Source organism: Leifsonia xyli subsp. cynodontis (genome assembly GCF_050632205.1).
Taxonomy (GTDB): domain Bacteria; phylum Actinomycetota; class Actinomycetes; order Actinomycetales; family Microbacteriaceae; genus Leifsonia; species Leifsonia xyli_D.
In genome coordinates, this window is sequence record NZ_CP192578.1 from 2,574,950 (window position 1) to 2,587,918 (window position 12,969).

The 12,969-nt window shown below is 72.5% G+C and carries 11 protein-coding genes and 2 pseudogenes; 10 read left to right on the forward strand and 3 right to left on the reverse strand.

The window, feature by feature from the left end; genetic code table 11:
• Positions 1–42: 42 nt before the first annotated feature.
• Positions 43–414, reverse strand: coding sequence for a cupin domain-containing protein (locus tag ACQ86M_RS12775; protein WP_431245730.1), 372 nt, complete (start codon positions 412–414; stop codon positions 43–45).
• A 69-nt stretch (positions 415–483) separates the two neighbouring features.
• Here ACQ86M_RS12775 and ACQ86M_RS12780 point away from each other — a divergent pair, with 69 nt between their 5' ends.
• The 5 genes from ACQ86M_RS12780 to ACQ86M_RS12800 all read left to right on the forward strand — a co-directional run bounded on the left by ACQ86M_RS12780 (position 484) and on the right by ACQ86M_RS12800 (position 5,869).
• Complete coding sequence (locus tag ACQ86M_RS12780; protein ID WP_431245731.1) at positions 484–2,082, forward strand: ATP-dependent DNA ligase; 1,599 nt, start codon at positions 484–486, stop codon at positions 2,080–2,082.
• 4 nt (positions 2,083–2,086) lie between these two features.
• Positions 2,087–3,064, forward strand: a complete 978-nt coding sequence (locus ACQ86M_RS12785) for a Gfo/Idh/MocA family protein (RefSeq protein ID WP_431245732.1) — start codon at positions 2,087–2,089, stop codon at positions 3,062–3,064.
• Positions 3,065–3,153: 89 nt separating this feature from the next.
• The gene (locus ACQ86M_RS12790; RefSeq protein ID WP_431219045.1) at positions 3,154–3,900 is read left to right on the forward strand and encodes a 3-hydroxybutyrate dehydrogenase; all 747 of its coding nucleotides are present in this window, start codon (positions 3,154–3,156) and stop codon (positions 3,898–3,900) included.
• A complete protein-coding gene (locus tag ACQ86M_RS12795; RefSeq protein ID WP_431245733.1) occupies positions 3,897–4,784 on the forward strand; it encodes an alpha/beta hydrolase in 888 nt (295 codons plus the stop codon). Before ACQ86M_RS12790 ends, ACQ86M_RS12795 begins: the two co-directional genes overlap by 4 nt.
• A gap of 32 nt (positions 4,785–4,816) precedes the next feature.
• Positions 4,817–5,869: an alpha/beta fold hydrolase gene (locus tag ACQ86M_RS12800; RefSeq protein WP_431245734.1), complete on the forward strand. Its 1,053-nt coding sequence runs from the start codon at positions 4,817–4,819 to the stop codon at positions 5,867–5,869.
• 115 nt (positions 5,870–5,984) lie between these two features.
• On the opposite strand, the gene ACQ86M_RS12805 is transcribed toward ACQ86M_RS12800, so the two are convergent.
• The gene (locus ACQ86M_RS12805; protein ID WP_431245735.1) at positions 5,985–6,626 is read right to left on the reverse strand and encodes a TetR/AcrR family transcriptional regulator; all 642 of its coding nucleotides are present in this window, start codon (positions 6,624–6,626) and stop codon (positions 5,985–5,987) included.
• Between the two features lie 79 nt (positions 6,627–6,705).
• Here ACQ86M_RS12805 and ACQ86M_RS12810 point away from each other — a divergent pair, with 79 nt between their 5' ends.
• The 3 genes from ACQ86M_RS12810 to ACQ86M_RS12820 all read left to right on the forward strand — a co-directional run bounded on the left by ACQ86M_RS12810 (position 6,706) and on the right by ACQ86M_RS12820 (position 10,277).
• Positions 6,706–7,740: an agmatine deiminase family protein gene (locus ACQ86M_RS12810; RefSeq protein WP_431245736.1), complete on the forward strand. Its 1,035-nt coding sequence runs from the start codon at positions 6,706–6,708 to the stop codon at positions 7,738–7,740.
• Positions 7,737–9,437, forward strand: a complete 1,701-nt coding sequence (locus ACQ86M_RS12815) for an amidase (protein WP_431245737.1) — start codon at positions 7,737–7,739, stop codon at positions 9,435–9,437. Before ACQ86M_RS12810 ends, ACQ86M_RS12815 begins: the two co-directional genes overlap by 4 nt.
• A 243-nt stretch (positions 9,438–9,680) precedes the next feature.
• A complete protein-coding gene (locus tag ACQ86M_RS12820) occupies positions 9,681–10,277 on the forward strand; it encodes a M15 family metallopeptidase (RefSeq protein WP_431245738.1) in 597 nt (198 codons plus the stop codon).
• A 19-nt stretch (positions 10,278–10,296) separates the two neighbouring features.
• Here the strand turns inward: ACQ86M_RS12820 and ACQ86M_RS12825 are convergent.
• Positions 10,297–10,925, reverse strand: a pseudogene (locus tag ACQ86M_RS12825) (NAD(P)-dependent oxidoreductase).
• Between the two features lie 59 nt (positions 10,926–10,984).
• Between ACQ86M_RS12825 and ACQ86M_RS12830 the strand changes: the two are divergent.
• Together ACQ86M_RS12830 and argG are read left to right on the forward strand one after the other, a co-directional pair.
• A complete protein-coding gene (locus tag ACQ86M_RS12830; RefSeq protein WP_431245739.1) occupies positions 10,985–11,473 on the forward strand; it encodes a MarR family winged helix-turn-helix transcriptional regulator in 489 nt (162 codons plus the stop codon).
• Positions 11,474–11,483: 10 nt separating this feature from the next.
• Positions 11,484–12,916, forward strand: a pseudogene (argG, locus tag ACQ86M_RS12835) (argininosuccinate synthase).
• Positions 12,917–12,969 lie beyond the last annotated feature (53 nt).

The window sequence follows — 12,969 nt, forward strand, 5'->3', positions numbered from 1 at the left end:
ATCGGTTGGCGAACACGTGACGTCGGGCTCGACTCGAGCCGCTCAGTCCTCCGACAAGTCGCGGACCTCGACCGTGCGCTCCCCCGGGCGGTCGCCGGTGTTCACGGTTCCCGCCCGCTCCACCATCACGACGAGCGCCTCGACGTCGGCCCTCGGGCGGTGCTCGACGCCCGCGGGCACCACGAAGACGTCGTTCGGTCCGAGCTCGATGTCGCCGTCGCGCAGCTGCAGGGTGAGCCGGCCGTCGACGATGAGGAACAACTCGTCGCTGTCCGGGTGGGCGTGCCAGATGAACTCGCCGCGCAGTCGGGCGACCTTCACATCCTGGTCGTTCACGGATACAAGGCGGTGGGGTTGCCACGGCTCCGGGATGCGGTCGAAGGCGGAGAGGACGTTCCGGACGGATTCGCTCATGACGTCAGCCTAGAGCGGCGGGACGACGGAGACGGCCGCAGCGTCGGAGGCCGGTGGTTGTATGGGGACGTGCTCCTCGACACGCTCGTCACGACGGCGGAGACCGTCGCCTCCACCCGGTCGCGCCTGGCCAAGGTCGACGCGCTCGCGGGCCTGCTGAGCCGGCTGGAGCCGGACGAGATCGCTCCGGCGGTCGGGTTCCTCGTCGGCAAGGCGCGGCAGGGCCGGGTCGGCGTGGGCTGGCGGGGCCTCAGCGGTGCGATGGGCGAACCGGCGACCGAGCCCAGCCTGACGGTCGACGACCTGGATGCGCTGCTCGACTCGCTCGCGGCGCTCTCGGGCAGCGGGTCCGCGGGCGAACGGACGCGCACCCTGCGGGAGTTCACGGCCCGTGCGACGGCCCGCGAGCAGGACTTCGTCGCCCGCGTGCTGCTCGGCGAGATGCGCACGGGGGCGCTCGAGGGTGTGCTGATGGATGCGGTGGCGCGCGCGTCCGACCGCTCCGGCGAATCCGTGCGCCGCGCCGCGATGCTCTCCGGCGACCTGGGCGAGACCGCCCGGCTGGCGTTGACGGGAACCGCCGAGGAGCTCGACGCGGTCGGTCTCGAGGTGGGCCGGGCCGTGCTGCCGATGCTCGCCGCGTCGGCCCCGACCCCGACCGACGCGCTGGCGACGACCGGGGAGGCGTCGGTCGAGTACAAGCTCGACGGGGCGCGCATCCAGGTGCACCGCCACGGCGACGACGTGCGCGTCTTCACACGGAACCTCGCCGACATCACGCACCGCCTGCCGGAGGTCGTCGAGGTGGTGCGGCGGCTTCCCGTGCAGGATGTGATCCTCGACGGCGAGACGCTTTCGCTCGACGAGGAGGGGGCGCCGCGTCCGTTCCAGGAGACGATGTCGCGGTTCATGTCGAAGCCGACTTCCGTTACCTCGGTCGCGAGCTCCCTCGGCGCTGGGGTCGCGGCACCGCTCCGCGATGCCCTGAGCTCCACCGCGCATCCGTGGTTCTTCGACGTGCTGCACGTGGACGGCCGCGACCTGCTCGACGAGCCGCTCTCCGTCCGTCTCGCGGAGCTCGAGCGGGTGGCGGCCGAGCACCGCATCCCGGGCGAGATCACCGCCGACCCGGAGGTCGCCGAGCGCGTCTCCCGCGACGCCCTCGCGGCCGGCCAGGAGGGCGTCGTCGTCAAGGCGATCGACTCGCCGTATGCGGCGGGCCGACGCGGATCCAGCTGGGTCAAGGTCAAGCCCGTGCACACCTACGACTTGGTCGTGCTGGCCGTGGAGTGGGGGTCGGGACGGCGGCAGGGGACGCTGTCGAACATCCACCTCGGCGCCCGTGACCCCGACGGCGCCTACGGCGAGCCGGGCGGCTTCGTCATGGTCGGAAAGACGTTCAAGGGCCTCACCGACAAGCTGCTCGCCTGGCAGACCGAGCACTTCCAGGAGATCGAGGTGCGCCGGACGGCCGGCACCGTCTGGGTGGCGCCGACGACGGTGGTGGAGATCGCGATCGACGGCGTGCAGCGCTCCAGCCGGTACCCCGGCGGCATCGCACTGCGCTTCGCCCGGGTCAAGCGCTACCGCGACGACAAGGAGCCGGGCGAGGCCGACACGATCGAGACCCTGCGCGCCCTGCTGCGCGAAGGACCGTCGGTACGATGACCGCATGACGACCTCCTCCCCCGCGTGGGGCATCCTCGGCACCGGCGGCATCGCGGGCGCCATGACGCGCGACCTGCAACTCGACGGGCACACGGTCTCGGCGGTCGGATCCCGCACGCCCGGATCGGCGGCGCGGTTCGCGGCCGCGCACGCCATCCCGCGCTCGCACGGCAGCTACGAGGAGCTCGTCGCCGATCCCGACGTCGACGTCGTCTACATCGCCACCCCGCATCCGCAGCACGCCCCGAACGCGCTGCTGGCGCTCGAGGCCGGCAAGCACGTCCTGGTCGAGAAGCCGTTCACGATGAACCAGCGCGAGGCGCAGCAGATCGCGGACGCCGCCCGCGCCGGCGGTCTGGTCGCGCTGGAGGCCATGTGGACGCGGTGGCTGCCGCACATGGAACGGCTGCAGGAGATCATCAGCGACGGCACCCTCGGCGAGCTGCGCTCGGTCGTCGCCCACCACAACCAGCGGACGAACCCCGACCCGGCCGGGCGGATGCTGGACCCGGCCCTCGGCGGAGGCGCCCTGCTCGACCTGGGCATCTATCCGGTGTCGTTCGCCTGGGATGTGCTGGGCGCCCCCGACCGCGTGCTCGCGCTGTCGACGTTCACCGAGACGGGCGTCGACCGGCAGACGTCCATCCTGTTCGGCTACGAGAGCGGGGCGCAGGCGGCGCTGACCACCGAGCTGGATGCGGCGGGCGACAACAGTGCGACCGTCGTCGGGACGGATGCGCGGATCGAGCTCGACCACACCTTCTACGCGCCGACCGGCTTCCGCGTCGTCGACCCGACGGGCCGTGTGATCGAGACCTACGAGTCCCGGATCGACGGGCGGGGGATGCAGTACCAGGCCCGCGCCATCGAGCGGCTCATCGCCGAGGGCGGCGGGGAGGACGCCCGCCTGCCGCTGTCGCAGTCGGTCGCCATCATGGGAGCGCTCGACGCGATCCGCGAGCAGATCGGCCTCGAATACTGACGCCGCCGCCCTTCCCCGGGCCGCACGCCCGGCGTTAGAGTGCCGCTAGGGCCGCTCGGGCGCTGGCCCGGCGGGAGGGTGCGTCGACGATGACCGATCTGACCGGGCGCCGAGCGCTCATCACCGGAGGCGCGAGCGGCATCGGGCTCGCCTGCGCCGAGGCGTTCGCCGCAGCCGGAGCGCGGGTCACCATCGCGGATCTCAACGGAGACGCCGCGCGCCAGGTGGCGGAGCGGCTCGGCGGCGATGCGTGGGAGGTCGACCTGTCGAAGACGGCCGAACTCGCGGAGGCCGCGGTCGACACGGACATCCTCGTGAACAACGCGGGCATCCAGAAGGTCAGCCCGATCGAGGAGTTCGACCCCGAGACGTTCTCCCTTATGCTGCGGATCATGGTGGAGGCGCCCTTCCTCCTCATCCGGGCGGCGCTGCCCGGCATGTACCAGCGCGGCTTCGGGCGCATCATCAACATCTCCAGCGTGCACGGACTCCGCGCGTCCGAGTACAAGTCGGCGTACGTCACGGCGAAGCACGCGCTCGAAGGGCTCTCGAAGACGACCGCTCTGGAGGGCGGCCCGCACGGAGTCACGTCGAACTGCATCAACCCGGGCTACGTGCGCACGCCGCTGGTCGAGAAGCAGATCGCCGACCAGGCGCGGGTGCACGGCATCCCGGAGGAGGACGTGGTCGAGAAGGTCATGCTGACGGAGGCCGCGATCAAGCGCCTGGTCGAACCGGCCGAGGTCGGCAGCCTGGCCCTCTGGCTCGCGGGCGACGACGCCGGAATGGTGACCGGCGCGAGCTACACGATGGACGGCGGCTGGAGCGCCCGGTGACGGACTACTCCCCGCTCGCCGCCCCGGTCGACGGAGGCGTGCTCGCGGGCGGCGTCTGGCATGCGGCCACCGGCGGCGTGCCGCTGCTGGCGGTGCACGGGATCACGGCGAACCACCGCGCCTGGCGGCTCGCCGCCGAGGCGCTGCCGGACACCCGGGTGATCGCGCCGGACCTGCGGGGGCGCGGCCGCAGCTCCGGTCTCCCCGGACCGTTCGGCCTGGTGCAGCACGCCGACGATCTCGCCCGGGTGCTGGACGCGCTGGACGTCGAACAGGCCGTCGTCGCCGGCCACTCGATGGGCGGCTTCGTGGCCGTCCGCTTCGCCGAGCGGCACCCCGGCCGGGTGGCGCGCCTGGTGCTGATCGACGGCGGCCTGCCCCTTCCCGCGCCCGCGGGCATCGCGCCCGAGGACGTCCCCGCGGCGGTGCTCGGCCCAGCGCTCGCCCGCCTGCGGATGCGGTTCGCCTCGCCCGAGGAGTACGACGCATTCTGGCGCGCGCATCCGGCGATCGGCCCCTGGTGGAACGACGCGGTCGCCGACTACGTGCGCTACGACCTCGTCGGCGAGGCCCCGGAGCTGCGGTCGAGCGTCGATCCCGAGGCCGTCTCCGTCAATGCGCTGGAGCTCGACGGATCGTCCTCCTACACCGAGGCGCTCGCCGCGATCCGCGTCTCGATCGACTTCATCCGCGCGCCCCGCGGGCTGCTCGACGCGGCCCCGTTGTACGACCCGGCTGTCGTCGACGAGTGGCGCGAGCGGATGCCGGGGATGCGCATGCATGAGGCGCACGACGTCAACCACTACACGATCGTGATGAGCGACCCGGGCCTGCGCCAGGTGCTGCCGCTCCTCATCGCCGCCGACGCACCATCCGGATCCTGACCCGAAGCATCCTGACCCGAAGGAGAGAACGCATGACTGGAACGCTGCTGCCCGGCATCGACGCCCGGCCCGTCCGCACCGACCGCTACACCGCCAACGTGCTGGAACGCCCGGCCGCCGGCGAACCCCTGCAGACGGTGCTGTTCGTCCACGGCAACGTGTCGTCGTCGCTGTTCTGGCAGCCGCTGATGCGGTCGCTGCCCGCCGGCGTGCGCACCCTGGCGGTCGACCTCCGCGGCTTCGGCGACAGCGAGACCCTGCCCGTGGATGCGACGCGCGGCGTCCGCGACTTCTCCGACGACGTGGCGTCGGTGGCCGACGAGCTCGGCCTGGGCGCCGTCCACATCGTCGGCTGGAGCCTCGGCGGCGGGGTCGTCATGCAGCTGCTGCTCGACCGGCCCGACCTCGTCGCCAGCCTCACGCTCGTGTCGCCCGTCTCGCCGTACGGCTTCGGCGGAACGGCCCTCGACGGTTCGCTGCTCAACGCCGACGCGTCCGGCACCGGGGGCGGCGGCGCGAACCCCGACTTCGTCGCGCGGCTCGCGGCCGGGGACACCGGCGAGGAGTCGCCCACCTCGCCGCGCGCGGTGTACCGCTCGTCGTACGTCGCGCCCGGCTTCGTCTCCGAGTACGAGGACCTCTGGGTGGAGTCGATGCTGACCACGGCGACCGGCCCCGACAACTACCCGGGCGACGCCGGCGCGTCGGAGCACTGGCCGGGCTTCGGGCCGGGCACGCGCGGCATCCTGAACACCCTGGCGCCGACGTACTTCGACACGTCCGGGATCGTGGATGCGCCGGCCAAACCGCCCATCCTGTGGATCCACGGCGCGGTGGATGCGATCGTCGCGGATGCGTCGTTCTTCGACCTGAACCAGCTCGGCGCGGCCGGCATCATCCCGGGCTGGCCGGGCGACGAGGTCGCGCCGCCGCAGCCGATGCTCGCGCAGACACGCGCCGTGCTCGACCGGTACGCCGCCGCGGGCGGGAAGACGCGCGAGGTGGTCTTCGACGACTGCGGGCACTCCGCCCACATCGAGAAGCCCGACGAGTTCCGGGCCGAGCTCCTCGCCTGGATCGCGTAGCGCGCCCCGGCGGCTCCGTCGGCCGCGCTGCGCCGCCGTCCGCCCTTCCCGCCGAGTGGAGACATCACGTCGCAACTCGGCGCGAATTCGCGCCACGACTCACCACTCGATCGCGTCAGCCGCTGCCGCTGCTGCTCCCACCAGCGGCCGCGTCGAGCGCGCCGCGGCGCAGGCCGAGCATCCCTTCGACCGCGTGCGCCAGCACCGGCCCGCGGTCGCCGCCGGCTCCCCAGCGGACCAGCGCCTGCGCGTTCAGGCCGTCGATCATCCCGAGCAGCTGCCACGCAGCCTGGGCGGGATCCTCGGCGGTGAAGTCGCCCGACGCCACGCCGTCCGCGACGACCGAGTGGATGAGGTCCTGCCACGCATCCATCTGCTCCCGGACCGCCGCGGCGAGCGCCTCATTGCGCCGGCCGAGCGCCCATGCCTCCACCCACACCAGCGTCACGTCGTCGCGGGTTCCGTCGAGCAGGGCGCGCAGCAGCCCGGCGAGCCGCGCGAGCGGTCCGTCGGCGGCGGCGAGCAGCGTCCGCAGCTCGGCGAGCTCGGCGCCGACGACCGCCGTGAAGGCGGAGGCGACCAGCTGGTCCATGGCCGGGTGGTAGTGCGCGACGAGCGCGGGCGTCACACCCGCGCGGCCGGCGACGCCCCGCAGCGTGACGGCGTAGAGGCCGTCGGCGAGCGCGAGGTCCCGTGCGGCGGCGGCGAGCTCGGCGCTCCGCTCGGCGGGCGGACGACGTCGGACGGCTCTTGACATGATCCGCCCAGTATAGGTAGCTTCGGGGCAGTTATTGATCATTTGATCAACAATTCGTCGCCGACCGATGGAGGACCCGATGACCTGGCGCATGCCCGCCGAGACGGCACCGCACGAACGCACCTGGATGGCGTTCCCCCGCGCCGGCATCACCCTCGGCGACGACGCCGTCTCCGCCGAGGAGGCCTACGCCTCCTGGACCGCCGTCGCCCACGCCGTTGCGGAGTACGAGCCGGTGACCATGGTCGTCGACCCCAGCGAGCGTGAGCGCGCCGCCCGCATGCTCGGCAGCCACGTGGAGCAGGTGGAGGCTCCGCTCGACGAGTTCTGGATGCGCGACTTCGGCCCCACCTTCGTGGTCGACGACGAGCGCCCCGGCGTGCTCGGCGCGGTGGACTGGACCTTCAACGGCTGGGGCGACCCCGAATGGGCCGAGTGGCGCAAGTCCGCCGAGATCGCCCGCTTCGTCGCCGAGCGCACCGGCGCGGAGCTGATCAGCTCCCTGCTCGTCAACGAGGGCGGCGGCATCCACGTCGACGGCGAGGGGACCGTGCTGCTCACCGAGACTGTGCAGCTCGACCCCCGGCGCAACAAGTACGCCGACAAGGCCCGAGTGGAGGCCGAGCTCGCCCGCACGATCGGCGCGACTCACGCGATCTGGCTGCCGCACGGCCTCACCCGCGACTACGACGACTTCGGCACGAACGGGCACGTGGACATCGTGGCGACCATCCCGTCCCCCGGCACCCTGCTGCTGCACACCCAGCGCGACCCCGAGCACCCCGACCACGCCGTGTCGCGCGAGCTGCACGCGCTGCTCTCCGGCACGACGGATGCGGCCGGCCGACGCTTCGACATCGTCGAACTGCCCGCGCCGGCGACCCTCCGCGACGAGGAGGGCTTCGTCGACTGGAGCTACGTCAACCACCTCGTGGTCAACGACGGCATCGTGGCGTGCGGCTTCGGCGAGGAGCGCGCCGACGCCGAGGCGACCGAGATCCTGGAGGCCGTCTACCCGGGCCGCCGGGTGACCATGGTGGATTCGCGCCCGATCTTCGAGCGCGGCGGCGGCATCCACTGCATCACGCAGCAGCAGCCGGCGGTGTCCGCATGAGCATCGACGTCGTCGAGACCCCGATCGCCGAGCTGCGGCGAGCGCTGGAGGCGGGCGAGACGACCAGCGCGGAGCTGGTGACCGCGTATCTGGCCCGCATCGACGCGTACGACGCCGCCGGGCCGCGGCTCAACGCCGTGGTGGTCCGCAACCCGGACGCGCTGGACGAGGCCCGGGCCTCCGACGCCCGCCGTTCGCGCGGCGAGACGTTGGGGCCGCTGGACGGCATCCCGTACACCGCCAAAGACAGTTACCTTGCCCGCGGACTGACGGCAGCGGCCGGTTCGCCCGCGTTCGAGCACCTCGTCGCGCAGCGGGACGCGTTCACGATCGAGCGCCTGCGCGCCGGCGGCGCGATCCTGCTCGGCCTCACGAACATGCCGCCCATGGCGAACGGCGGCATGCAGCGCGGCGTCTACGGCCGCGCCGAGTCGCCCTACAACGGCGACTACCTCACGGCCGCGTTCGGATCGGGCTCGTCGAACGGATCGGGGACGGCGACCGCCGCGAGTTTCGCGGCGTTCGGCCTCGGCGAGGAGACCTGGTCGTCCGGGCGCGCCCCCGCATCCAACAACGCCCTCTGCGCGTACACCCCGTCGCGCGGCGTCATCTCGGTGCGCGGCAACTGGCCGCTGGTGCCGACGATGGATGTGGTGGTGCCGCACACCCGCACCATGGCCGACCTGCTCGAGGTGCTGGATGTGATCGTCGCCGACGACGCGGAGACACGCGGCGACTTCTGGCGCGCCCAGCCGTGGGTGGCGCTCCCCGCCGTCTCCGAGGTGCGGCCGGCGTCGTATCCGGCGCTCGCGGAGGGCGCCTCGCTCGCCGGCCGCCGCGTCGGCATCCCGCGGATGTACATCAACGCGGACCCGGACGCGGGCACGGCGGACGCGCCCGGGATCGGTGGCCCGACCGGGCAGCGGATCGAGACGCGGGAGTCGGTGATCACCCTGTGGGAGGCGGCGCGACGCGACCTCGAGGCCGCCGGTGCGACGGTCGTCGAGGTCGACTTCCCGGTGGTGTCCAACTACGAGGGCGACCGGCCCGGCGCGCCGACGATCGCGACGCGCGGGCTCGTGTCGCGCGCGTTCCTGCGGCGCGAGATCGTGGACCTGTCCGCATGGGCGTGGGACGACTTCCTCGCCGCCAACGGCGACCCCGCCCTGTCGACGCTCGCGGACGTCGACGGCGCCCGTATCTTCCCGCAGCCGGAGGGCGCCCTGCCGGACCGGTACGACGGCTTCGTGGACGACATCGCGGACTACCCGGGCTGGGTGCGCGCGCATCCGGGTACGACGCTGGAGAGCATCCCCGAGCTCGCGGACGGCCTGCGCGGCCTGGAGGAGACCCGCCGCGCCGACCTGGAGGAGTGGATGGACGGGCTCGGCCTCGACGCCGTCGTCTTCCCGGCCGTGGCGGACGTGGCACCCGCCGACATGGACGTGAGCCCCGCCTCCGCGGACCTCGGCTGGCGCAACGGCGTCTGGGTCGCGAACGGCAACCTGGTGCCGCGGCACCTCGGCATCCCGACCGTGACGGTGCCGATGGGGACGATGTCCGACATCGGCATGCCCGTCGGGCTGACCTTCGCCGGGCGGGCGTACGACGACGCGGCGCTGCTCGCCCTGGCGGCCGCGTTCGAGGCCACCGGCCGCCGACGCACGGAGCCGCCGCGCACCCCGCGCCTCCCGTGACGCCCTGACCCCGTGACGATTTGTGCCAAATCGCGGTAATCCGCGCTTCATAACGCTGATTTGGCACAAATCTCCGCCGGGCACGCGAGGGATTCGTCACGAATGATCGTCATTCGCGCCGTAGAGCGACCATTCGTGACGAATGCTGCCGGGCACCACAGGTCGGGAGGTCGGTCGCGCGGCGGATGCGGATGGGACCTCCGGCGGACGCGCGGCGACGACGGCGGCTGCGAGCGTTGAGGCATGCACTCCTCGATGCGCCTGGTCGGCGCCGCCCTGTCCCTCCTCCTCGCTGCGACGCTGGCGGGATGCGCGGCCGGCGGCACCGCGGCCCTCGCCCAGCCGGTCGGGGCGCCGCAACAGGCGGCAGCCGCGCCGGCCGCCGGCGCGAACGGTCTCACCGACGACGACGGCTACATTCCCGACGGCAGCGCGCTGACCCTCGACAGCGGCCTTCCCGCGGTGACGCGCCTCGCGCCCGACCTTCGCGCAGCGTTGCGACGGGCCGAGCACGCGATGCGGCAGGACGGCGCCGGGCACGAGATCACCATTGCGGACGGCTGGCGCTCCGAGCGCTACCAGGAGTACCTGTTCGCACAGGCGGTCCAGCAGTACGGCAGCGAGGAGGAAGCCGAGAAGTGGGTCAAGCGCGGCAGCGACTCCGCTCATGTCCGCGGCGAGGCCGTCGACATCGCCGACGCCGGCGCGATGGACTACCTGGGCCGCTACGGCAACGCCTGGGGACTCTGCCAGGTCTATGCGAACGAGGCGTGGCACTTCGAATTGCGCACCCAGCCGGGCGGAGACTGCCCGGCGCAGTCCGCCGACGGCCGAGGCTGAGGACCGGCGAGAACCGAGGTCAGCCCGCGATGCCGACCGCGGCGCGCTCGGTCTCGGGCCGCTGCAGGCTCGAGAGCATCGCATCCGCCAGGTCGGCGCGCGACACCGTGAAGCCGCGCGGGACGCTGCCTCCGATGCGGGTGCGGTACGCGCCGGTCGCCCGGCCCGAGGTGAGCATCGGCGGCCGGAACGCGGTCCACACGGCGTCGGAGCCGCGGAGCTCTCGCTCCATCGCACGAAGATCGTCGTAGACGGGTCGCAGCAGCACGCCGATCAGCGGCAGGGCGATCCGGCGGCTGAGGAAGCTGTCGTCGGCGGGCGGCGGCTCGACGGGCGCCGCGCTGATGACGACGAGCCGCAGTCCCATCCCTCGGGCCGCTCCGAGGATCGCGCGCGTCGCGGGCGCCGCCACGGGCGCGTCCGCACGCTTGCGAGGACCGATGCCCGACAGGGCGCCATCGGCACCGGCGAGTGCCGAGCGGACCGCGGCCGCATCGTCGAGGAGGGGACGATCCGGACGTCGGCACGCGCATCCACATCGTCGGATGGTCGGCGCAGGACGACCCTCACGTCGTGCCCTTGCTGGAGGGCTTGGTGGGCGATGAGCCGGCCGGTCTGGCCGCTGGCTCCGAAGATGGTCAGTCTCATGTCGTCATGGTAGGTGATAGTCACAGCGCCGTGCAATCACCTATCGGTATCATGTGAGCATGAGCTCCGAGCCCCCCGCCCTGGAGTCCCGGGCCAGTTTCCTGGTCTCGCAGTTGGGACTGCAGAGCGCCCAAGCATTCGCAGCCGCCCTCGCGCCGCTCGGGCTCACCCCCAACCGCTACGGCATCCTGGTTCACGTCGCCCGGCAGGAGGGACGCACCCAGCAGGAGCTCGCCACGGCCCTCGGCCTCCACCGCAACTCGATGGTGACCCTGATCGACGACCTGGAGCAGCGCGGACTCGTAGAGCGCAGGCGGCACCCGGACGACCGGCGCGCGTATGCCATCCATCTGACGCCGTCCGCCCGGGACGTCGTGCGTGCGGCCACACGCCTGGCCGACGAGCAGGAGGAGGCGATGCTCGGCCGGCTCGGACCGGACGATCGCGCGGACCTCCTGGCCATCCTCACCCGCATGGTCGCAGGCAGCGGCTTCCAGCCGGGCGTCCACCCGGGCCTCGGGCAGCACGGCCCGGAGAGCCCCCAGTAAGCTGGATGCCGTGTCCAAGGTTCTGAGCAGTCTGCCCGTCGGTGAACGAGTCGGCATCGCGTTCTCGGGGGTCTCGACACCTCCTGCGCGGTCGCCTGGATGCGCGAGAAGGGCGCGATCCCCTGCACGTACACCGCCGACATCGGCCAGTACGACGAGCCCGACATCGACGCGGTCCCCGGCCGCGCGAAGGAGTACGGCGCCGAGATCGCCCGGCTGGTGGATGCGAAGCGCGCCCTGGTCGAGGAGGGGCTGATCGCCCTGCAGTGCGGCGCGTTCCACATCCGCTCGGGCGGCAAGACCTACTTCAACACGACCCCGCTCGGCCGCGCGGTGACCGGCGTCATGCTGGTGCGCGCGATGATGGATGACGGGGTCGAGATCTGGGGCGACGGCTCCACGTACAAGGGCAACGACATCGAGCGGTTCTACCGTTACGGCCTCATCGCGAACCCCCGCCTGCGCATCTACAAGCCGTGGCTCGACTCCGCGTTCGTGGAGGAGCTCGGCGGCCGCACCGAGATGAGCGAGTGGCTCGTCGCGCGCGGCTTCCCGTACCGCGACCCGAGCGAGAAGGCGTACTCGACCGATGCGAACATCTGGGGCGCGACCCACGAGGCGAAGCGCCTCGAGGAGCTTGACGCCGGTCTCGACATCGTCGACCCGATCATGGGGGTCGCCGCCTGGCGCGACGACGTCGAGGTGACGCCCGAGACGGTTTCGGTTCGCTTCGAGGCCGGCCGCCCGGTCGCCATCAACGGCGCCGAGTTCGCCGACCCGGTCGCCCTCGTGCTGGAGGCGAACGCGATCGGCGGCCGCCACGGTCTCGGCGCATCCGACCAGATCGAGAACCGCATCATCGAGGCGAAGAGCCGCGGCATCTACGAGGCCCCGGGCATGGCGCTGCTGCACATCGCCTACGAGCGTCTGCTGAACGCGATCCACAACGAGGACACGGTCGCGAACTACCACAACGAGGGCCGCCGTCTCGGCCGCCTGATGTACGAGGGCCGCTGGCTCGACCCGCAGTCGCTGATGCTGCGCGAGTCCCTGCAGCGCTGGGTCGGCTCCGCGATCAGCGGCGAGGTCACCCTGCGCCTGCGCCGCGGCGACGACTACACGATCCTCGACACGACGGGCCCGGCGCTCAGCTACCACCCCGAGAAGCTCTCCATGGAGCGCGTCGGCAACTCCGCCTTCGGCCCCGGCGACCGCATCGGCCAGCTGACCATGCGCAACCTCGACATCGCCGACTCCCGCTCGCGGCTCGAGCAGTACGCCGCCTCGGGCCTCATCGGCGGACCGACCGGCGAGCTGGTCGGCGAGCTGGAGGAGGGGCGCGCCCGCGCCATCCTCGAGGGCGTCGAGCCGGTCGACGAGGAGCTGTCGCGCGAGATCGACCTCAGCTCCGAGGGCGCCGCGTTCGACTCCGGCACGGACTGACGCGCAGGATGCGGCGCCGGCCGCGCCGCATCCCTCCGGCATCCGTACGATGA